Raw genomic sequence first — 18,575 nt, 5'->3', positions numbered from 1 at the left:
AGGGCCAGGCTGATTTCGCTGGGCGGGCGGAGCGGACCTTTCGGCCAGTCTAGCCGCGCGGGCGGGTCGCGCAGAGCGGCCCGGATGTAAGTCACTGTCAGCAAGACGCGTCACGCCTTGCGGATGCCCTTGTCCCGCGCCGCGCCCCAGCCGGGATCGATCTGACCGATCGCGCGCAAGATCTTGGCGATCAGATCGGGATGAAGCTGGCGAAAGCCCAGATCTTGGGACAGGCGCCCGCGCAGGTCCGGAGAAAGCCGCCCGGCCTCGTCGAGCGCGTGGCGCGCCTCGTCCATTCGTCCCAGCGCGGAATAGGCGGCCGCCATGGCAAGCCTGACCTGCGCGATCTGCGGGGCATTGATCGCGCTGAGCTTCTGCAAAGCCTTCTCGGGCCGACCCTCGGCGAAATGATACAGAAAAAGGCCCATCCGATACTGCCCGCTCTGCTGCGGGTCCCGGGCATAGGCTTCGCGCAGCAGGGGAACAGCGACCTCCCAATTCATCCGCATGGCATGGCGAAAGCCCATTTCAGCGAGGATCTCGGGGTCGTTGGGATTGAGCGCGTGGGCGATCTGAAGCGTGGCGATGCTGTCCTCGGTCCGGCCCAGAAACCATTCGGCGATGGCGCGGGCATGATGGGCGCGGCTGGAATTCGGGGCCAGCCGGATCGCGCGGCTGGCCAGGTCCAGCGCCCGGCCCAGCGGGTCGGCGCAGCCGGGACCGGGATCGAGGCCGTAGCGGGCCGCATTGGAATAGAGCATGGACAGGCAGGCATGGGCCGCGACGAAATCGGGATCCTCGGCGATCGCGGCCTCGAGTTCCAGCCGCAATGGCTCGAACAGGGCGACATCCAGCGAGCGCCAGTAATCGTGGAAGCGCTGCAGCTTGAGATAGCCCGCGAAATGCCGCGGCCCCGCGCCCGCCCGATCCCGGGCCTGGCTGTCCAGGATGCCATCGCGCAGCGCAAGGACGCGGGCGACATGGCCCGCAATCTCGCCGCACAGGCCGACGATGCGCGACGGATCGCAGGTCTCGCCCAGTTCACGCTCGAAATCCTGCACCCAGACATAGCGGCCATCCGCCTCGCGTTTCATCAGAATTTCGGCTCTGAGCGCGCGTGTCGAGACCATCACCGTGCCGAGAATCCGGTAATCCACGCGCAACTCCCCGACCTCGGCCGGCTGCACCTCGGAGGTGGCGAAACCATAGACGAAAAGCTCGGTGAAGCGGGTCAGCGCGGCGATCAACTGCCGGGTCAGCACCCGCGCCACATCCTGATGGCCAAGTTCGCCCTGCTGGTCGAAATTCTCGACCAGCAGGCGCGGCGCGTGATCATGCAGCGGACGGTCCGGGTCGGGTTCCGGCGCCGCGGGCCCGGCCGCATCGCGGGTGTCGAAGAACGGGACATAGCTGCCCTTGGGCATCTGGATCCGCAGCCCGACCTCGTCGTGGCGCAGATGGTAGTTCTCGAGCGCGCGGCGCAGACGCCCGGCCTCGATGCGGACGATGGAATCCTGCATCGGGTCGAAATCGTCGGGCCGCCCGAAGACCGTGGTGGCGATGCTATAGGCCTTGATGCGCTCGGCCCGGCCCGCCAGCGCCTCTTCGACGACATGGCGCAGGAAACGGCGATTGCGCTCCGAGGCCTCGAAATCGGGCGCCGCCAAGATCCGCTCGAGCGCCGCCCGGATCTCCTGCTCGGTCAAGCCTGTCCCGGTCTTGCGCGTCATCGCCGCCACCCGTTCGTCGAGGAGATGCTGAGCCCAGTCGGTCTTGCGCGCGGTCGATCCCGCGCCGCGGAGTCACAGTAACGTAATGCCAGTCCGAAACGATTCGGGGAACCTTCTGCTATTCTAACGCCTTGCTAGGCAGCCAGAAGCCATTTTCTCGCAGCGGGGCCTTCCTGAACCATGCGCAGGGTCGATCTTGTCGTCGAGCGTTTTCCGCAATGCGCCGATGAGGTTCGGCGGCTCTACCTGCGCGACGCCGATTTCCGCGCGATCTGCGAGGATCTGGCCTTGTGTCTCGACTCGCTGCACCATTTCGAGGCCCGTCCCGATGCGCCCCTGCGCCCCGAGGTCGATGATTTCCGCAATCTGGTGACCGAACTCGAGGCCGAGCTAAGCCGCCATATCGCGGCGGCGGCGGGTTAACGGTAAGTCACATGCCGACCGATGGAGGCCGCTTCCCCGGCAGCGCTAAAATCGCGCCAGCTGCAGCCCCATGGGTTGCCATCTCCAGCCGAAGGGAAGGCCGCGATGGACAAGGGCACGACAGGTTCCGCAGCCCAGAGGATCGACCATTTCTTCTCGTTCCCCGGCGCGCGATCCGACCGCTGGCGCGGGTTGAACGCCGCTTGCGCAGAATGGGCGCGCGGCGGCGAGGGAGCATCCTTGCCCGCCGCGCTGCTCAAGGAAGTCGAGGCCTATGAGGGCTTCTTTGCCTATCCCGGACGGGCTTTACTTGCGACCCTGTGCCAGAGGATCGAGGCGGGACAGGCGGGGGCCGCGGCGGCGCTGGCACAGCGGATCTCGGAATCGATCCTGACGCGGTCCTACAAATCCGACGCCGCGGACTGGCAATCTGCCGAGGCGCAGGCCGAGACCCCGCCCGATCTGAACACCCCGACTTTGGCGCGCGGCACGGGCCACCGCCCCTATTTCGAGGTTCTGGTCGTCGCCCCCGGCGCAGCCACGCGGGGCGAGAACATCTCCCAACAGATGCGCCGGTTGCGCCGGTCCGAGGACGCCTTCATCTACGAGGCCGTGCCCGTGGGCAGCTTCGAGGAGGCAATCTGCGCCGTGATCCTGAACCCGGCTATCGCGGCGGTGACGATCTACGAGGGTTTCGCCCATCAAAGCGCCGCCGAATTACCGATCTTACGCGATTTCCTCGCCTCGGCGCGGTTCGACGCGGCGTCCATCGCCGGGGCAGATTTGCCCTTGTCGCTGGCCGACGCGATCAAGCGCATCAGGCCCGAACTGGACCTTTATCTGCTCTCGGACCGCCATGTCGAACGCATCGCGGGCGATGCGCGCGCCGCGAATATCCGCCGCGTGCTCTATTCGGTCGAGGAATTGCTGGAACTGCATCTGTGCATCCTCGAAGGCGTGAATGACCGCTTCCGGACGCCCTTCTTCGACAATCTCAAGAAATACGCGATGCGGCCGATCAGCACCTTCCACGCCCTGCCCATCGCGCGCGGCAAGTCGATCTTCAAATCCGACTGGATCCGCGACATGGGCGAGTTCTACGGGCTGAACATCTTCCTTGCGGAATCCAGCGCGACGACCGGCGGGCTCGACAGCCTGCTGGAACCGACCGGCAATATCAAGGAGGCGCAGGACATGGCCGCGCGGGCCTTCGGCGCGGATCATGTGTTTTTCGTGACCAATGGCACCTCGACCTCGAACAAGATGGTGCATCAGGCGCTGGTCGCACCCGGCGATATCGTGGTGCTGGACCGCAATTGCCACAAATCGCACCATTATGGCCTCGTGCTGGCGGGTGGCCAGCCGCTCTACATCGACGCTTTCCCCATGACGGAATATTCGATGTATGGCGCGGTCCCGCTGGCCTCGATCAAGCAGGCGCTGCTGGATTTGAAGGCCGAGGGGCGTCTCGACCGCGCCAAGATGGTCGACCTGACCAATTGCACCTTTGACGGCCATATCTACAACACCCGCCGCGTGATGGAGGAATGTCTGGCGATCAAGCCCGACCTGATCTTCCTCTGGGACGAGGCATGGTTCGGCTTTGCCCGCTGGTCGCCCTTCCTGCGCCCCCGGACCGCCATGGGTGCGGCGGATGCCATCGCGTCTTGGATGAATGATCCTGCCTCGGTCGAGGCCTATGAAGCGCAGCAAAAGGAACTGGGCAAGAACCCTTCGGTCGAGAAGTTGATGGAAACCCGGCTGATCCCCGATCCGCGCCAGATCCGTCTGCGGGTCTATCAGACCAACTCGACGCATAAGTCGATGTCCGCGCTGCGGCAGGGCTCGATGCTGCTGGTCCGCGACGTCGATTTCGCATCGGTCGAGGCGCAGTTCCACGAGGCGGTTTTTACCCACGCCTCGACCAGCCCGAACCAGCAGTTGATCGCCAGCCTCGACATCGCCCGCCGCCAGATGGAGCTGGAGGGCTACGGCCTTGTCGCCAATGCGATCGAGATCGCGCTCGACATCCGAAAGGAGGTGAACGCCCATCCGGTGATCTCGAAATATTTCCGCGCCCTCACGGCGGCCGAAATGATCCCTGCCAAGTACCGCCAGACCGGCTTCACCGATTTCCTGAGCCCCGGCACCGACTGGGAGGACCAGGTCCGCTCGATGCATGAGGACGAGTTCTGCCTCGACCCGACACGCATCACGCTGGTCTGCGGCACGGCAGGTTTCGACGGCACCCAGTTCAAGAAGCTGATGGCGGATGATTATGACATCCAGTTCAACAAGACATCGCGCAATTCGGTGCTGCTGCAATCGAACATCAACAATACCCGCAGCGATGTCGCGAACCTGATCCGTGTGCTGCTGGAGATCAGCCGCAAGATCGAAGGCGATCTGGCCCGCGGCGGCGAAAACGGCCGCGCGGGTTTTGCCGCCCGCGTCAAAGCGCTGATGGAGGATGTGCCGGACCTGCCGAATTTCAGCGCGTTCCACGAGGCTTTCCGCTGGGACGCCGGCAAGAAGACCCCCGAGGGCGACATGCGCTCGGCCTTCTACAGCGCCTATTACGCCGAGGGCTGCGAGTATCTGCCGCTCGACAGTCCCGAGGTCGACAGGCGACTGAAATCCGGCCCGGCGATGATCTCGGCCAATTTCGTGATCCCCTATCCGCCGGGCTTCCCGATCATGGTGCCCGGGCAAATCATCAGCGCCGAGACCATTGATTTCATGCGCAAGCTCGACGTCAAGGAGATCCACGGCTTCGAGCGCGAGCGGGGGCTGAAGCTGATCCGTCCCGACCACGCCAAGGACCACATCCGCAAGTAAGGGGGAAGTCATGTTCAGCTATATCGCGGAAACGCTTCGCGCCAACCCGCAGCTTGCGATCTTCCTGACGCTGGCGATCGGCTACTGGATCGGGGCGCGGCGCTTCGGCAGCTTCAGTCTGGGCGCTGTGACCGGCACGCTGCTTGCGGGCGTCGTCATCGGCCAGATCGGGATCGAAATCTCTGGGCAGGTGAAATCGATCTTCTTCATCATGTTCCTCTTTGCGGTGGGCTTCGGGGTCGGGCCGCAATTCGTGCGCGGCATCGCCACCGACGGCGCGCCGCAGGCGCTGTTCGCGGTTGTCGTCTCAGTGCTCTGTCTGGCGGGCGTGTGGATCGCGGCCAAGGTTTCGGGCTACGGGGCCGGGCTGGCGGCGGGGCTACTGGCCGGGACGCAGACCATCTCGGCCTCGATGGGGCTGGCGACGGATGCAATCAACAATTCGGTACTGACCCCGGAACAGGCCACGGCCGAGCTGGACCTGATGCCGGTGGCCTATGCCATCACCTATCTGTTCGGCACCATCGGCACCGGCTGGATTCTGGCATTCCTCGGCCCCAAGATGCTGGGCGTCGATATCGCCGAGGCCTGCGCCCGCTATGAGCGCGAGGTGCTGGCGGGCGGGACCAAGGATGCCAGCCATCTCAGCGCGTGGCGCGCCCGCGAGTTGCGCGCCTATCGTGTCCGCGAGGGCGGCATCGCGGTCGGTCGCACCCCCGCCGCGGCCGAGGCGCTGGCCGAGGGTGAGCGCATCTTCATCGAGAGGATCCGTCGGGACGGCGAGCTTGTCACCCCCGGCCCCGAGACGATGCTGAAAGCGGGGGACGTGGTCGCGGTCTCGGGCAAGCGCGACGTGCTGGTGAAGCTGTTTGGCGCGACCGAAGAGGTCGATGACCGCGAGCTTCTCGACATTCCGGTCGAGGCCGTGGACGTGGTCCTGACCAGCAAGGCGCTGGACGGGCAGGAACTGATCGAGCTTGCGAAAGAGCCCTTTACCCGCGGGGTCTATCTGAACTCGATCCGGCGTGGGTCGATGTCGGTGAACATCCCGGTGATGCCCAGGACCAAGCTCAATCGCGGGGATATCGTCCGGGTCGCGGGATCGACTGCCCATGTCGCTCAATTCGTCAAGTCGGCGGGCTTTGCCGACCGGCCCCAAACGGTGACAAATATGGTTCTGGTCGGGCTGTCGATCTGCATCGGCGGGCTGATCGGAGCCTATGTCCTGCCGGTGTGGGGGATTCCGATCACGCTTTCCACCTCGGGAGGGGCGCTGATCCTTGGCATCATCGTGGGCTGGCTGCGCACCGTGAAGCCGCAGATCGGCAATATCCCGCAGCCGACCCTGTGGTTCATGAACTCGGTCGGATTGAATGTCTTCATCGCCATCGTCGGCATCACCTCGGGTCCGACCTTCATCGCCGGGTTGAAAGAGGCGGGCTTCGGGCTGTTCCTCTGGGGGCTTTTCGCGACCGCCATGCCGATGCTGCTCGCGCCCTATATCGGCAAGTACATCTTCCGCTTCGACGACGCGATCAATCTGGGCTGCTGCGGCGGGGCGCGGACCTCGACGGCCTCGGTCGCCATGGTGGGCGAGGTCGCCAAAAGCGACGTGCCGATGCTAGGCTATACTGTCCCTTATGCCGTCAGCAACACGCTCTTGACGCTCTGGGGGCTGGTGATCGTGCTGCTGATCCTGTGACTGCAATGCGGCAGGCGCAAATCTCTGGCCCGGTCGGGGCGCGCGAAATTCTGGCGGGCGGGATCACCCTGAGCAAGGTCCGGGACGGCATGACACGCCCGACCGACCGCGTCGGCGCATGGCCGGGCAATGTCGACGCTGCCCATGCCTGTCTCTCGGGTTGCGTCCTGATTCTCCCCCTCGTTCGCCGGAGTGCCGCCGTCACAGAAACTCGCCCGCGCGGCGCAGGCGTTTCGGGGGTGTCCTGCTGCGCCGGCTCAAGCGCGCCCAAGCGGTCGGACCCGATTGGGCGCGCGATCCCGCCATCGGGCGGCGCTTCCCGCCACCTTGTCCGAAATGCCCAGGCCCGCGCCATGAGGGATATCGGGCGCATCCGGCGCAACACGCATCCTCTTGTCCCGCCGCGCCGCCCGACATGTTCGGTAGATAGGCCCTGCGATGACAGGCGGCGCGCTGGGGGAAACACGCGTCCGCGCAGGGCCGGCTGTCAGGAGGCCACCCTCGAAAATACCGTGCCTATGCGATCTTCAATGATAGGCTGGCGCGACTTGGTCACGTTATGATCCTTACCGTCTGACGAGGCGCGAATGACCCAGCTTTTCGCAAAGATCCGCTCGACCCCGCTGCTTTGGCTGCTGCTCTTTGTCCCTATCGTTCTGGCGGTCGAGATCCTACGCCCCGAGGCGCATACATTGCTTTTCCTGCTTTCGGTCCTCGCCATCCTCCCCCTGGCCGCGATGCTGAGCCTGGCCACCGAATCCGTGGCAGAGAGGACAGGCGATGCGGCGGGCGGGTTGATCAATGCGACGCTGGGCAACCTGACCGAGTTGGTCATTGCCCTGACCGCGCTGGCGGCGGGGCAATATGCGCTGGTCAAGGCATCCATCGCGGGCGCGATCGTCACAAACGCGCTCTTCATGCTGGGCGCGTCCTTTCTGCTCGGCGGGTTGCGCCATCATGTGCAGGAATTCAACCGCGTCGGGGCGCGTTTTCAGGCCAGCCTTCTGTTCATCGCGACGGTTGCCCTGCTGGTCCCTTCGGCGGTGGCGACGGCTGATCATGTGGCGGATCCGGGCGCGATCCAGCGGCTCAGCGCGATGCTGGCCATCTTGCTGATCGCGGGCTATGGGCTGGGGCTGTATTTCTCGCTCGGCACCCACCGCGAGGCCTTTGCCAGCGCCGGGCATGAGGCGCATGGCGAAGCCCTGCCCATCGGCCTCGCATTGGGCACGCTGGCTGTGGTCACGGTTCTGGTCGCGCTGGTCAGCCATGTCTTTGTCGCCTCGGTCGAGGTCGCGGGCGCGGCGCTGGGGCTGACCCCCGCCTTTGTCGGATTCATCGTCGTCTCGCTGGTCGGAGGCGCTGCCGAATTCGCCTCGGCCTTTTCGGCCGCGCGCAAGAACCGGCTGGATCTCAGCGTCAGCATCGCACTCGGCAGCGCCGCGCAGATCGCGCTGTTCGTCGGCCCGTTGCTGGTGCTGCTGAGCTATCTGATCGGACCCGCGCCGATGGGACTGGATTTCTGGCCCGGAGCGATCGTGATGATGCTGATCGCGGCGATCTCGGCCGCGATGCTGACGAATGGCGGTCGGTCGACATGGTTCCTGGGCGTTCTGGTGCTGATGGTCTATGCCATCTTCGGCCTGACGCTCTATGTCCTGCCGCCCGCGCAATGAGGACCGGCGGCTTGCCGTGCCCTGCCAAGGAACCTGGCCGAGGGGCTGGAAATGCCGAGCAAGCATCCTGACCCTCTGTTGGCGTCGGCAGTGTCGTGCAGATTTGCCGCAGCCAGCTCATGCCGACGGCCTTGCAGCAAGACGTAGCGCCTCGGGCTTGCCATGATCTTGAATGGACTTATTCTTGCCGGCAGAGCCCGCGCCCCGGGAGGGTGAGAAATGCGCATCTTCCATGCCTATGCCGCGCTGTTCTTCGCCGTTTTCGCCGCATTCCGGACCCCGCGCGTGCAGGCGCTGATCTTGGTCTGCCTGCTGATCGCGTTGGTGCAATCCGGACTGTTCATGCTGATCGAGAAGTGGCGGTTTCTGGACGCCTTCTATTTCTCGATCGTCAGCATGGCGACGGTGGGCTACGGCGACCTCACGCCGCAGACATCGCTGGGCAAGATCTGCGCGATCTGCTTTCTGCTGGTGGGCATCGGCATATTTGTTCTGACCGTGACCTCGCTGGCACAGGCAATCATGCGCGAGCTAGAGATCACCGAGGAACGGCGCGACGCCCCCCCAGATCGAGAAGACTGACCAGACTCCTGCCCAAGCCCCCGGCCAAGGGCGCAGGACCGATCATAGCGTCGCAATGGCACGCGCCATGACCTCGCGGATACGCAGCGCACGGGCCGGCAGCACCCTGCCCTTGCGCTGGATCGCCCAAAGCTCATGCCGCACGGGCTGCGCCAGCCGCGCCACGCTCACGTGCCGGCTCAGCGGCGAGGCATCGATCCCGCTGCGCGGCAGGATCGTGTAGCCCATGCCGCGCGCCACCGGCTCGGGGATCTGGCCGATCTGGTTGATGAAGCTGCGCAAACGCAGCTGCTCGACACCGCAGAAATCGCTCGCGTAATTCGCGGAAAGCAATTCTTCGGCATGGGCGTAGCCGTCGGGATGGGCGATGAAGCCGCGCTGCTGCAGATCCTCGAAGCCGGGCTTTTCCGGCGCGCCCGCAGGAAGGATCAGGCACAACTCGTCATGGCCCAGCCGCTCGCCCGACAAGCGGGCATGGCCGGGCGCGTGATCGGCAATCCCAAGGTCGTACCCGCCCGCCAGAACCCCTTCGAGGATACGGGCCTGCGGTGCCGCCTCCAGGCGGATCAGCAATTGCGGGGCGCGCGACATCATCTCCAAGAGATGCGGGTAAAGAAGCAAGGCAAGGCTGCCCGAACAGGCCAAAGTCACCTCGCCCGCATGGGGATCGTCCTGCGTCAAAGCCTGCCGCAGCGCGCGTTCCTCATCGCGGCGGCGCAGGCCAAGCGCCAGCACGGACTCGCCCGCCGGGGTCAGGGTGAAGCTCTTTCCCTGCCGCGAGATCAGTGCCTGCCCGACCTGCTGTTCCAGCTTCTTCAACTGCTGCGAGACACCTGGCTGGGTCATGTTCAGCCGCTCGGCCGCGCGGGTGAAGTGCCCCACCTCGCAAAGCGTCACGAAGGTTTCGAGCCATTGACCATTCAGCATCATTCATTCCGAAATGTAATTATTATCCGTTCAAATGATAATTTCACAAACCGACAGCGCAACCCCAGTTTTCCTTCAAGCAGACAGGAGACCCCATGCCCACGCCCCGCACCTTCTCGCATATCGGCCTTTCCGTCCCCGATCTCGAACGCGCCGTCGAATTCTATCGCGACGTGATGGGCTTTTACGTCATCATGTCGCCGACCGAGATCATCGAGGATGGCAGCGATATCGGCGTGATGTGCAACGATGTCTTCGGCCCCGGCTGGAGCAAGATCCGCATCGCCCATCTCGCGACCGGCGACCGGATCGGCTTCGAGCTGTTCGAATTCGCCGGCAATCACGCGCCCGACAACAACCTGCCCTATCGCCAGACCGGCCTGTTCCATTTCGCGATTCAGGACCCCGATCTGGAAGGGCTGCTTGGCCGCATCGTCGCCGCCGGAGGCAAGCAGCGCATGCCGGTGCGCGAATATTTCCCCGGCGAGAAGCCCTATCGCATGGTCTATGTCGAGGACCCCTTCGGCATCGTCTTCGAGCTTTATTCGCATAGCTACGAACTGACCTATTCCGCCGGCGCCTATAACTGAGACCCTGACATGCCCAATCTTTTCGACAGCATCCAGATCGGCCCGCTGCGGCTGAAGAACCGCGCCGCGATGGCGCCGATGACCCGCGCCCGCGCGCCGGGCAACCTGCCCACGCCCGAGATGGCGCGATATTACGCGCAGCGCGCCAATGCCGGGCTGATCGTGACCGAAGGCACGGTGATCTCGGCCGAGGGCTCGGGGTTCGTCGATTGCCCGGGCCTCTGGTCGCAAGAACAGGTCGCGGCTTGGAAACCGGTGACGCAGGCCGTGCATGATCAGGGCGCGGCGATCTTCACCCAGATCTGGCATGTCGGCCGGATGAGCCATGTCTCGCTGCAACCGGGCGGGGCCGCGCCGGTCAGTTCGACCGGGCAGCAGGCGGTGAAGTCCTCGGCCTTCGGCTATCTTCCGAATGGCGCGGCGGGCTTCGTTCCTGCCTCGAAACCCCGCGCGCTGGAAACCGACGAGATCGCCCGCGTAGTCGGGGACTTCGCCCGCGCCGCGGAAAACGCGGTTGCGGCGGGGTTCGACGGCGTCGAGATCCATGGCGCAAACGGCTATCTGGTCGAGCAATTCCTGAACGGCGCGGTGAATGACCGGACCGACCGCTACGGCGCGCAGAATGTTCAGAACCGCATCCGCTTCGCGCTGGAGGTGGTCGATGCCTGCATCGCCCGGATCGGTGCCGAGCGCGTCGGCATCCGCCTGTCTCCCTTTGGCCGGTTGCACGAACTTGGCGATTTCGAGGGCGAGGAAGAGACCTTCCTGACGCTGGCCCGCGCGCTTTCGGAACGCGGCATTGCCTTCATCCATGTCATGGATCAGGCCTCGCGCGGCGCGCCCGCCATGCCTCAGGGCTTTCTGCAGAAGTTCCGCGCGGCCTTCCCCGGTGCCCTGATCCTTGCGGGCGGCATGGACCTGCGTAAATCCAATGCCATGCTGGCCGAGGGGCTGATCGATATGGCCGCCTTCGGCGCGCCTTTCATCCCCAATCCCGACCTGATCGAGCGCCTGCGCCACGGCTGGCCGCTGACGCCGCCCGATCCCGCCACATTCTATGGCGGCGACGCACGCGCCTATACGGATTGGCCGACCTGGCTGGAACAGGCCTGATCCCCCGACGTTGTGTCCCCAAAGAAAACGGAGATCCCCATGAAACCCATCCTCATCGTGATGACCTCGCATGGCGACAAGGCGGGCCACGGCCCGACCGGCTATTACCTCTCGGAGGTGACGCATCCTCTGGCCGTCTTCGAGGCCGAGGGCCTGCCGGTGGCCTTTGCCTCGATCCAGGGGGGCGAGCCCCCGGTCGACGGGTTCGACCTCGAAGACGCGACCAATGCCCGCTACTGGAACGACCCCGATTTTCGTGCGCGGATCGCGGCCAGCGTGAAGCTCTCCGAGGTGAACCCGGCCGATTATTCCGCGATCTTCTTTGCGGGTGGGCATGGCGCGGTCTGGGACTTTCCGGTGACGCAGGCGGTGAACGACGTGACGCGCGCGGTCTGGGAACAGGGCGGCGTGGTCGGCGCGGTCTGCCACGGCCCGGCGGCGCTGACCAACGTCACCCTGTCCGATGGCCAGCCGCTCGTCGCGGGCCGCGAGGTCGCGGCCTTCACCGATGACGAGGAGCGCGCCGTCGGGCTGGAAGAGGTCGTGCCCTTCCTGCTGTCCACCCGGCTTGCGGAACTGGGCGCGAAGATGCAGCCCGGCCCCGACTGGACCGAAAAGGTGGCGGTGGATGGACGGTTGGTGACCGGGCAGAACCCGCAATCCGCGACCGCCGTGGGCGACGCCATCGCCCGCCTCGTCAAGGGCTGAACGGAGGGTGATGAGATGAAGTCTGGATTTCTCGCCTTGGCTGCAGCGGTCCTCGCCGCGCAACCTGCCATTGCCCAGACCTCCGCCCCGGATGAGGTCCGCGCATTGAAGCTTTCAGAAGTCATCCTGCATCCCGACGAACGCGGACCCGATGCCTCGGGCACCCTGCCCGGCGGCGTCCGGGTCGAATTGGACTACCACCGAGATGGCCGCCTCGAGGAGGTCGAGGCGAAGGATCGCGACCTCTTGCCGTTCGAGGCTGTCGCGCCGGTCCTGCCAGAACCCATGCGCGCCGACGCGCGGCTGGCGGGTGCCGGGCTCGAACAGATCGAATTCGACGATGACGGCATCGAAATCGAGGGTCGCGATCGCGACGGCAATCGTTTCAAGGCCGAATATTCGGCCTCGGGCGCATTGCAGGACTGGAAGCGCGATTGACGAGGTCCCGCCCGGTGACGTCACGCGGACATAGGCCCTGTAGATCTGCCCACGCCCGCACCGACCAGCCCCCGCCCTGTGCGCTTCATGAAAGTGATCAACCGGCGATCCCTTGGGACGCCCGTAGAATGGTCAGTTCTGCTGCGGGCCAGACCAATTCCGAAGGGCTTGCCGCAGGATGCTTTTCCCGCGCGGTACTCAAATCCAAACGCCCCTGCGCAAATGCCTGCGGCTCAGGTCACCAACAGGGCTGTTCAAGGCCGGTATATTCGGCGCCGGGTGAAGCGCGCGGAACTGTCAGGTCGTCGCAACTCGCTTTTCTGCGCGCCTTCCGTGGCATGGGCAGGCCCGATGGGGACGTCCCGTCGCCTTCGGGCGCGGACCATGCCCCAGCAATCGGGATATGCACCGGCACTTTCTGCGGTCCATCCCATTACGGGTTATTCCTCGGGGCGGGCATCGGCCCAAGCCATTCCGGCGGGCCGCGCTGCGACGGCTCCTTGCCTCTGATCTCACCTCAAGATTAATTTTCCGGCAGACCTGCCTTGCCGGGATGCTTTGCCCGGAAATCAACCGGACTTCCGACAGATCACTTGACGCAGGCGGAACCGTTGCGTTCACTGTGAGCAGATAACAGGCATTCGGGCCCCGATTTCTGACGTCGCCGCAAAGCGACGCCAGAGAGTCGGGGCCTTTTCACATTTCGGGGCGCATGAAACGTCAGATCAGCATCGGATTGCTCTATTCGCGGACAGGCAGCTACAGGCTGATCTCGCTGGCCTGTCGCAGCGGCGTTCTTGCGGCCATGGCCGAGATCGAGGGCGATCCCGCGCTCGACCTTCGCTTCCATGCGGTCGAACGCGATCCGGGCGGCAATCTCGATCGCTACGCCCCGCTCTGCGACGAGATTTTGCGTCAGAGCCCGGCGCGCCATATCTTTGGCTGCGTCACGTCCTCGAGCCGCAAGGAAGTCATCCCGACCCTCGATCGCGCGGGCGGCACGCTGTGGTATGCCGCGCCCTATGAGGGGTTCGAGGCCTCGGATCGCGTGGTCTATACCCATGCTTGCCCGAACCAGCATCTGCTGCCGCTGCTCGGCTGGTGCTTTGCCCGCTTCGGCCGCCGGGCCTATCTGACCGGTTCGAACTACATCTGGGGCTGGGAGATGAACCGCCTTGCCCGCGAAGTGATCACCGATGCAGGCGGCGCGGTCCTGGGCGAGCGCTACCTGCCCGTCGGCGAAACCGATCCCACGCGACTGATCGACGAGATCCGCGCGACCCGGCCCGGCTTCATCCTGAACAATCTGATCGGCGATAGCCAATATGCCTTTCTGCGGGCCTATGCCGCGTTGGGACGCGAAGATCCCCATTTCCGACCCGAGACCTGCCCCATCCTGTCCTGCAACCTGACCGAATGCGAACTGGCCGAGATCGGCGCGGATGCCGAGGGCCTGATCGCGGCCGGGCCGCATTTCGACGCAGAGGGCGGGTCCGGCTGCACCGCGCGCTCGTCCTTCGAGGCGGCCGCCCATGCCTCGGTCTGGATGCTGGCACGGCTGCTTGCGGACCGGCCGGGTGCGGAATCGCTGCCCATCTCGGCCATGCTCGACGAAAGCGCCGCGGACCGGGCCGGGATCGACCGCCGCACCCATCATCGCAGCCTGCCCGTGCTGATCGCGCAGGTCCGCAATGGCGGCTTCCGGCTGCTGCACCGCTCGGTGCCGGTGGCCGGTGATCCCTATCTGGCGCAGGGCCGCGCCATTCCCTTCCACCCCCAGCAACTCAGGGCCGTGCCATGAAAAGACAGCGGCTGCGCAGTCAGAATCTGGGCGGTGCGCGCGCCATCATCCTGCACCGGCCTCATCCGGGGCTGCAGGCGCTGGAACGCCAGCTGGCGGCCATCGGCCTTGTCGTGGAACAGGCCTGGCCGGACCTGCCCGCCTCGGCGGTGGCGGCGGATTTCACCTTTTTCGATGCGGATGACGGCCATGACAGCCAGTTTCCCTGGCTGCCCGGACAGGCGCCGATGCCGATGATCGCGCTGATCGGCTCGGAAGCGCCGGGCCGGATCGAATGGACGCTGAATGCCGGGGCGGATGCCCAGCTTCTCAAGCCGATCGGAGATGCCGGGGTGTTCTCGGCTTTGCTGACCGCGCGGGCCGCCTTCGAGGCGCGCAAGTCCCTGATGGCAGAGATCGAGGAATTGCGCCGCAGGCTCGAACAGCGCCAGACCGTGGTGCGCGCCGTCGCCGCCCTGATGGGCATGGGCAAGACCGAGGACGAGGCCTATGCCCAGCTTCGCGGCATGGCCATGGCCTGGCGCGTCAGCTTCGAGGCCGCGGCCGAACGTGTCGTCGCCATGCCACGCCCCGGCCTGAGCCTGCGCCCATGAGCGAAACCACGATGCCCCCAGCGAGAAACCGCACCGCCGGCGCGCTCGACCGCTTGCTGCGCCGCAAGCTTGCCGTGCTGGGAATGGCCATCGTCGCGATCATGGTCGCGGCAGCCGTCTTCGCCCCGCTGATCGCCCCCTACCCCCCGGCCGAGCAGCTTTTCGACGGGCTCACGCTGGAGGGCGCGCCCCTGCCTCCCGGAGGCGCCTATCTCTTCGGCACCGATCTTCTGGGCCGTGACCTGTTCAGCCGGCTGCTTTACGGCGCGCGCACCTCGCTGGTGATCGGCCTTGTTGCGAACGGGATCGCGCTTGCGATCGGCACGCTGATCGGGGTGACGGCAGGATTTGCGGGCGGCTGGGCCGGGGCGGTGCTGATGCGGCTGACCGATCTGATGATGGCCTTTCCGGCGCTGCTTCTGGCGATCTGCCTTGCCGCGATCTTTACGCCCTCGCTCTGGATCGTGGCGCTGGTCATCGCGCTGGTGAACTGGGTCCAGACCGCCCGCGTGACCTATACCGAGACCTCTGCACTGGTGGCGCGTGAATTCATCGCGGCCGAGCGCACGCTGGGGGCCGGGCCGGGGCGGATTCTCTTTCTCCATATCCTGCCCCATCTGCTGCCCACCGTCATCGTCTGGGGCACGCTGGGGATTTCCACCACCGTCCTTCTGGAGGCCACGCTGTCCTATCTGGGCGTGGGTGTGCAGCCGCCGACGCCAAGCTGGGGCAATATCATCTTCGAGAACCAGACCTATTTCCAATCCGCGCCTTGGCTTGTCTTTATTCCCGGCGCGGCGATCGTGGCTCTGGCCCTGGCCTTCAACCTGATCGGAAATGCCCTGCGCGACGTGCTCGACCCGACACAGCGGGGACGAGGCTGATGATCGCCTATCTGCTGCGTCGGTTGATCCAGTCGGGGATGATCCTGCTCGGGGTCTCGTTCGTCACCTTCCTGTTGCTTTACGTCCTGCCCGCCGATCCGGTGCGCCAGATCGCCGGACGCTCGGCGACCGCCCAGACGGTCGAGAACATCCGCCAGCAACTGGGGCTGGACCAGCCCTTCCTGGTCCAATATGGCCGCTATCTGGGGCATCTGGCGCAAGGCGATCTGGGGCGCAGCTATCTGCAAAAGACCGAGGTGGCCGCGTTGATCGGCGCTCGCCTGCCGGCTTCTCTCTTGCTCATGGCAGGGGGCATTGCCTGCGAATTGGCGATCGGGCTGACGCTGGGCGTGATCGCGGCCCTGCGCAAGGGGCGCGCACTGGATCATGGCCTGATGCTGGGCAGTTTCGCCGTGATTTCGGCACCGCAATTCGTCGTCGGCCTGCTTCTGCTTTACGTCTTTGCCGTGCGCCTCGACTGGTTCCCGGTCGGAGGCTATGGCAGCTTCGCCCATCTGGTGCTGCCAGCGCTGACGCTGGGGATCCTCGGCTCGGGCTGGTATGCGCAGATGATGCGCTCGTCGATGATCGAGGTGCTGCGCGCCGATTTCATCCGCACCGCCCGCGCCAAAGGGCTGGGCCGGCTGCGGGTGGTCCTGCGCCATGCCCTGCCCAATGCGATCCTGCCCATCATCGCCATGATCGGCATCGATATCGGCATCTTCATGGGTGGCCTCGTCGTGGTGGAAAGCGTCTTCGGCTGGCCCGGCATGGGACAGCTGACATGGCAGGCGATCCAGCGCGTCGATATCCCGATCATCATGGGGGTCACGCTGGTTTCTGCCACGGCCATCGTGCTGGGAAACCTGCTCGCCGACCTGATCGCGCCAATGATCGACCCCCGAATTAGACTACGCTGAAAATGAAAAAACAAACACCGACAGGAGAGATGAGATGAACAAATGGCTTGCCTCGACCGCGCTGGCGGTCTGCCTTGCGACCGCTGCCGCGGCGCAGGACTACACCCCGGACCCCAATGCGAAACCGGGTGGCTCGATCACCATCACCTATAAGGACGACGTGGCGACGCTCGACCCGGCGATCGGCTATGACTGGCAGAATTGGTCGATGATCAAGTCGCTCTTCGACGGGCTGATGGATTACGTCCCCGGCACGACCACGCTGCGCCCCGGTCTGGCCGAAAGCTATGAGTTGTCCGAGGACGGGCTGACCTTTACCTTCCATCTGCGCAAGGGCGTGAAATTCCACAATGGCCGCGAGATGGTGGCCGAGGACGTGAAATATTCGCTCGACCGCGTCACCAATCCCGAGACGCAATCGCCGGGCGCGGGCTTCTTCGGTTCGATCGCGGGCTTCGACAAGGCAGGCGAGGGCAAGGGGCTCGAGGGCGTCAAGGTCATCGACCCGCAAACCGTCGAGATCACGCTGTCGCGGCCCGATGCCACCTTCCTGCATGTCATGGCGCTGAACTTCGCCTCGGTCGTACCAAAAGAGGCGGTCGAGGAACATGGCGCGGATTTCGGCAAGCACCCGGTCGGGACCGGTGCCTTCAGCCTTGGCGAATGGACCATCGGCCAGCGGCTCGTCTTTGCCAAGAATGCCGATTACTGGCGCGAGGGGGTTCCCTATCTGGACGGGGTGACTTTCGAGGTCGGGCAGGAACCGGTCGTGGCCCTGCTGCGTCTGCAAAAGGGCGAGGTCGATGTTCCCGGCGACGGCATCCCGCCCGCCAAGTTCACCGAGGTGATGAACGATCCCGAACAGGCCGCACGCGTGGTCGAGGGCGGCCAGCTTCACACCGGCTATATCACCATGAACGTGACCCAGCCGCCCTTTGACAAGCCAGAGGTGCGCCGCGCGGTCAATATGGCGCTGAACAAGGAGCGCATCACCCAGATCATCAATGGCCGCGCCGTGCCCGCGAGCCAGCCGCTGCCGCCCTCGATGCCCGGCTATGCCAAGGACTACAAGGGCTATGCTTTCGATCCCGAAGCGGCGAAGAAGCTGCTCGCCGATGCGGGGCTTGCCGAGGGCTTCGAGACCGAGCTTTACGTCATGAACACCGACCCGAACCCGCGCATCGCGCAGGCGATCCAGCAGGATCTGGCAGCGGTGGGGATCAAGGTCGCGCTGCAGAACCTCGCGCAGGCCAACGTGATCGAGGCCGGCGGCGCGGGCACCGCGCCGATGATCTGGTCGGGCGGCATGGCCTGGATCGCGGATTTCCCGGACCCTTCGAATTTCTACGGCCCGATCCTTGGCTGCGCGGGCGCGGGCGAAGGCGGCTGGAACTGGTCGAAATACTGCAACGAGGCGCTGGATGCCGAAGCCGTCAAGGCCGACAGTTTCAAGGACCCTTCGGATCCGGCCCGGCTGGCGATGTGGTCCGAGATCTACACGAAGATCATGGATGACGCGCCTTGGGCCCCGGTCTTCAACGAGCAGCGCTACACGATGAAATCGCCGCGCATGGGCGGGGCCGACGCGCTTTACGTCGATCCGGTCTCGATCCCCGTCAATTACGATTATGTCTACGTGACCGAGTGATC

General features: G+C 65.1%; 16 protein-coding genes. 14 read left to right on the top strand and 2 right to left on the bottom strand.

Annotation, left to right across the window (positions count from 1 at the left end; genetic code table 11):
- Positions 1 to 110: 110 nt before the first annotated feature.
- Positions 111 to 1,730 carry a tetratricopeptide repeat protein gene (locus ESZ60_RS10010; RefSeq protein ID WP_134680440.1) on the bottom strand — a complete coding sequence of 540 codons (1,620 nt, stop codon included), beginning with the start codon at positions 1,728 to 1,730 and terminating at the stop codon, positions 111 to 113.
- 180 nt (positions 1,731 to 1,910) lie between these two features.
- Between ESZ60_RS10010 and ESZ60_RS10005 the strand changes: the two genes are divergently transcribed.
- From ESZ60_RS10005 to ESZ60_RS09985, 5 genes are all read left to right on the top strand, one after another.
- Positions 1,911 to 2,153: a hypothetical protein gene (locus tag ESZ60_RS10005; RefSeq protein WP_134680439.1), complete on the top strand. Its 243-nt coding sequence runs from the start codon at positions 1,911 to 1,913 to the stop codon at positions 2,151 to 2,153.
- A 105-nt stretch (positions 2,154 to 2,258) separates the two neighbouring features.
- Positions 2,259 to 4,991: an aminotransferase class I/II-fold pyridoxal phosphate-dependent enzyme gene (locus tag ESZ60_RS10000; protein WP_134680438.1), complete on the top strand. Its 2,733-nt coding sequence runs from the start codon at positions 2,259 to 2,261 to the stop codon at positions 4,989 to 4,991.
- A 10-nt stretch (positions 4,992 to 5,001) separates the two neighbouring features.
- A complete protein-coding gene (aspT, locus tag ESZ60_RS09995; RefSeq protein WP_134680437.1) occupies positions 5,002 to 6,693 on the top strand; it encodes an aspartate-alanine antiporter in 1,692 nt (563 codons plus the stop codon).
- A 587-nt stretch (positions 6,694 to 7,280) separates the two neighbouring features.
- Positions 7,281 to 8,369: a calcium/proton exchanger gene (gene cax, locus ESZ60_RS09990; protein ID WP_134680436.1), complete on the top strand. Its 1,089-nt coding sequence runs from the start codon at positions 7,281 to 7,283 to the stop codon at positions 8,367 to 8,369.
- Positions 8,370 to 8,588: 219 nt separating this feature from the next.
- The gene (locus ESZ60_RS09985; protein ID WP_134680435.1) at positions 8,589 to 8,951 is read left to right on the top strand and encodes a potassium channel family protein; all 363 of its coding nucleotides are present in this window, start codon (positions 8,589 to 8,591) and stop codon (positions 8,949 to 8,951) included.
- Positions 8,952 to 8,993: 42 nt separating this feature from the next.
- Here the strand turns inward: ESZ60_RS09985 and ESZ60_RS09980 are convergent, their stop codons facing one another.
- Positions 8,994 to 9,878 carry a LysR family transcriptional regulator gene (locus tag ESZ60_RS09980; protein ID WP_134680522.1) on the bottom strand — a complete coding sequence of 295 codons (885 nt, stop codon included), beginning with the start codon at positions 9,876 to 9,878 and terminating at the stop codon, positions 8,994 to 8,996.
- Positions 9,879 to 9,973: 95 nt separating this feature from the next.
- On the opposite strand from ESZ60_RS09980, the gene ESZ60_RS09975 reads away from it, so the two are divergent.
- The 9 genes from ESZ60_RS09975 to ESZ60_RS09935 all read left to right on the top strand — a co-directional run bounded on the left by ESZ60_RS09975 (position 9,974) and on the right by ESZ60_RS09935 (position 18,573).
- Complete coding sequence (locus tag ESZ60_RS09975) at positions 9,974 to 10,468, top strand: lactoylglutathione lyase family protein (protein WP_134680434.1); 495 nt, start codon at positions 9,974 to 9,976, stop codon at positions 10,466 to 10,468.
- 9 nt (positions 10,469 to 10,477) lie between these two features.
- The gene (locus tag ESZ60_RS09970) at positions 10,478 to 11,581 is read left to right on the top strand and encodes an alkene reductase (RefSeq protein ID WP_134680433.1); all 1,104 of its coding nucleotides are present in this window, start codon (positions 10,478 to 10,480) and stop codon (positions 11,579 to 11,581) included.
- A gap of 39 nt (positions 11,582 to 11,620) precedes the next feature.
- The gene (locus ESZ60_RS09965; protein ID WP_134680432.1) at positions 11,621 to 12,289 is read left to right on the top strand and encodes a type 1 glutamine amidotransferase domain-containing protein; all 669 of its coding nucleotides are present in this window, start codon (positions 11,621 to 11,623) and stop codon (positions 12,287 to 12,289) included.
- A gap of 15 nt (positions 12,290 to 12,304) precedes the next feature.
- On the top strand, positions 12,305 to 12,727 hold the full coding sequence (locus ESZ60_RS09960) for a hypothetical protein (RefSeq protein ID WP_134680431.1): 423 nt from the start codon (positions 12,305 to 12,307) through the stop codon (positions 12,725 to 12,727).
- A gap of 712 nt (positions 12,728 to 13,439) precedes the next feature.
- Positions 13,440 to 14,528, top strand: a complete 1,089-nt coding sequence (locus tag ESZ60_RS09955; protein WP_134680430.1) for a transporter substrate-binding protein — start codon at positions 13,440 to 13,442, stop codon at positions 14,526 to 14,528.
- Complete coding sequence (locus tag ESZ60_RS09950; protein WP_134680429.1) at positions 14,525 to 15,121, top strand: ANTAR domain-containing response regulator; 597 nt, start codon at positions 14,525 to 14,527, stop codon at positions 15,119 to 15,121. Before ESZ60_RS09955 ends, ESZ60_RS09950 begins: the two co-directional genes overlap by 4 nt.
- On the top strand, positions 15,118 to 16,005 hold the full coding sequence (locus tag ESZ60_RS09945; protein ID WP_134680428.1) for an ABC transporter permease: 888 nt from the start codon (positions 15,118 to 15,120) through the stop codon (positions 16,003 to 16,005). Before ESZ60_RS09950 ends, ESZ60_RS09945 begins: the two co-directional genes overlap by 4 nt.
- On the top strand, positions 16,005 to 16,925 hold the full coding sequence (locus ESZ60_RS09940) for an ABC transporter permease (protein ID WP_134680427.1): 921 nt from the start codon (positions 16,005 to 16,007) through the stop codon (positions 16,923 to 16,925). Before ESZ60_RS09945 ends, ESZ60_RS09940 begins: the two co-directional genes overlap by 1 nt.
- Before the next feature lie 34 nt (positions 16,926 to 16,959).
- Entirely contained in the window at positions 16,960 to 18,573 is a 1,614-nt protein-coding gene (locus tag ESZ60_RS09935; RefSeq protein WP_134680426.1) for an ABC transporter substrate-binding protein, read from the top strand.
- Positions 18,574 to 18,575 lie beyond the last annotated feature (2 nt).

Origin of the sequence: Paracoccus ravus (assembly GCF_004522175.1) — a bacterium.
GTDB lineage: Bacteria > Pseudomonadota > Alphaproteobacteria > Rhodobacterales > Rhodobacteraceae > Paracoccus > Paracoccus ravus.
This window is presented reverse-complemented; position numbering and strand designations above follow the sequence as displayed.

What these genes read in the sequence shown, in the direction of transcription:
- ESZ60_RS10010 (WP_134680440.1), bottom strand. Translation starts at nt 1,730, where the DNA reads ATGACGCGCAAGACCGGGACAGGCTTGACCGAGCAGGAGATCCGGGCG.
- ESZ60_RS10005 (WP_134680439.1), top strand. Translation starts at nt 1,911, where the DNA reads ATGCGCAGGGTCGATCTTGTCGTCGAGCGTTTTCCGCAATGCGCCGAT.
- ESZ60_RS10000 (WP_134680438.1), top strand. Translation starts at nt 2,259, where the DNA reads ATGGACAAGGGCACGACAGGTTCCGCAGCCCAGAGGATCGACCATTTC.
- aspT (WP_134680437.1), top strand. Translation starts at nt 5,002, where the DNA reads ATGTTCAGCTATATCGCGGAAACGCTTCGCGCCAACCCGCAGCTTGCG.
- cax (WP_134680436.1), top strand. Translation starts at nt 7,281, where the DNA reads ATGACCCAGCTTTTCGCAAAGATCCGCTCGACCCCGCTGCTTTGGCTG.
- ESZ60_RS09985 (WP_134680435.1), top strand. Translation starts at nt 8,589, where the DNA reads ATGCGCATCTTCCATGCCTATGCCGCGCTGTTCTTCGCCGTTTTCGCC.
- ESZ60_RS09980 (WP_134680522.1), bottom strand. Translation starts at nt 9,878, where the DNA reads ATGCTGAATGGTCAATGGCTCGAAACCTTCGTGACGCTTTGCGAGGTG.
- ESZ60_RS09975 (WP_134680434.1), top strand. Translation starts at nt 9,974, where the DNA reads ATGCCCACGCCCCGCACCTTCTCGCATATCGGCCTTTCCGTCCCCGAT.
- ESZ60_RS09970 (WP_134680433.1), top strand. Translation starts at nt 10,478, where the DNA reads ATGCCCAATCTTTTCGACAGCATCCAGATCGGCCCGCTGCGGCTGAAG.
- ESZ60_RS09965 (WP_134680432.1), top strand. Translation starts at nt 11,621, where the DNA reads ATGAAACCCATCCTCATCGTGATGACCTCGCATGGCGACAAGGCGGGC.
- ESZ60_RS09960 (WP_134680431.1), top strand. Translation starts at nt 12,305, where the DNA reads ATGAAGTCTGGATTTCTCGCCTTGGCTGCAGCGGTCCTCGCCGCGCAA.
- ESZ60_RS09955 (WP_134680430.1), top strand. Translation starts at nt 13,440, where the DNA reads ATGAAACGTCAGATCAGCATCGGATTGCTCTATTCGCGGACAGGCAGC.
- ESZ60_RS09950 (WP_134680429.1), top strand. Translation starts at nt 14,525, where the DNA reads ATGAAAAGACAGCGGCTGCGCAGTCAGAATCTGGGCGGTGCGCGCGCC.
- ESZ60_RS09945 (WP_134680428.1), top strand. Translation starts at nt 15,118, where the DNA reads ATGAGCGAAACCACGATGCCCCCAGCGAGAAACCGCACCGCCGGCGCG.
- ESZ60_RS09940 (WP_134680427.1), top strand. Translation starts at nt 16,005, where the DNA reads ATGATCGCCTATCTGCTGCGTCGGTTGATCCAGTCGGGGATGATCCTG.
- ESZ60_RS09935 (WP_134680426.1), top strand. Translation starts at nt 16,960, where the DNA reads ATGAACAAATGGCTTGCCTCGACCGCGCTGGCGGTCTGCCTTGCGACC.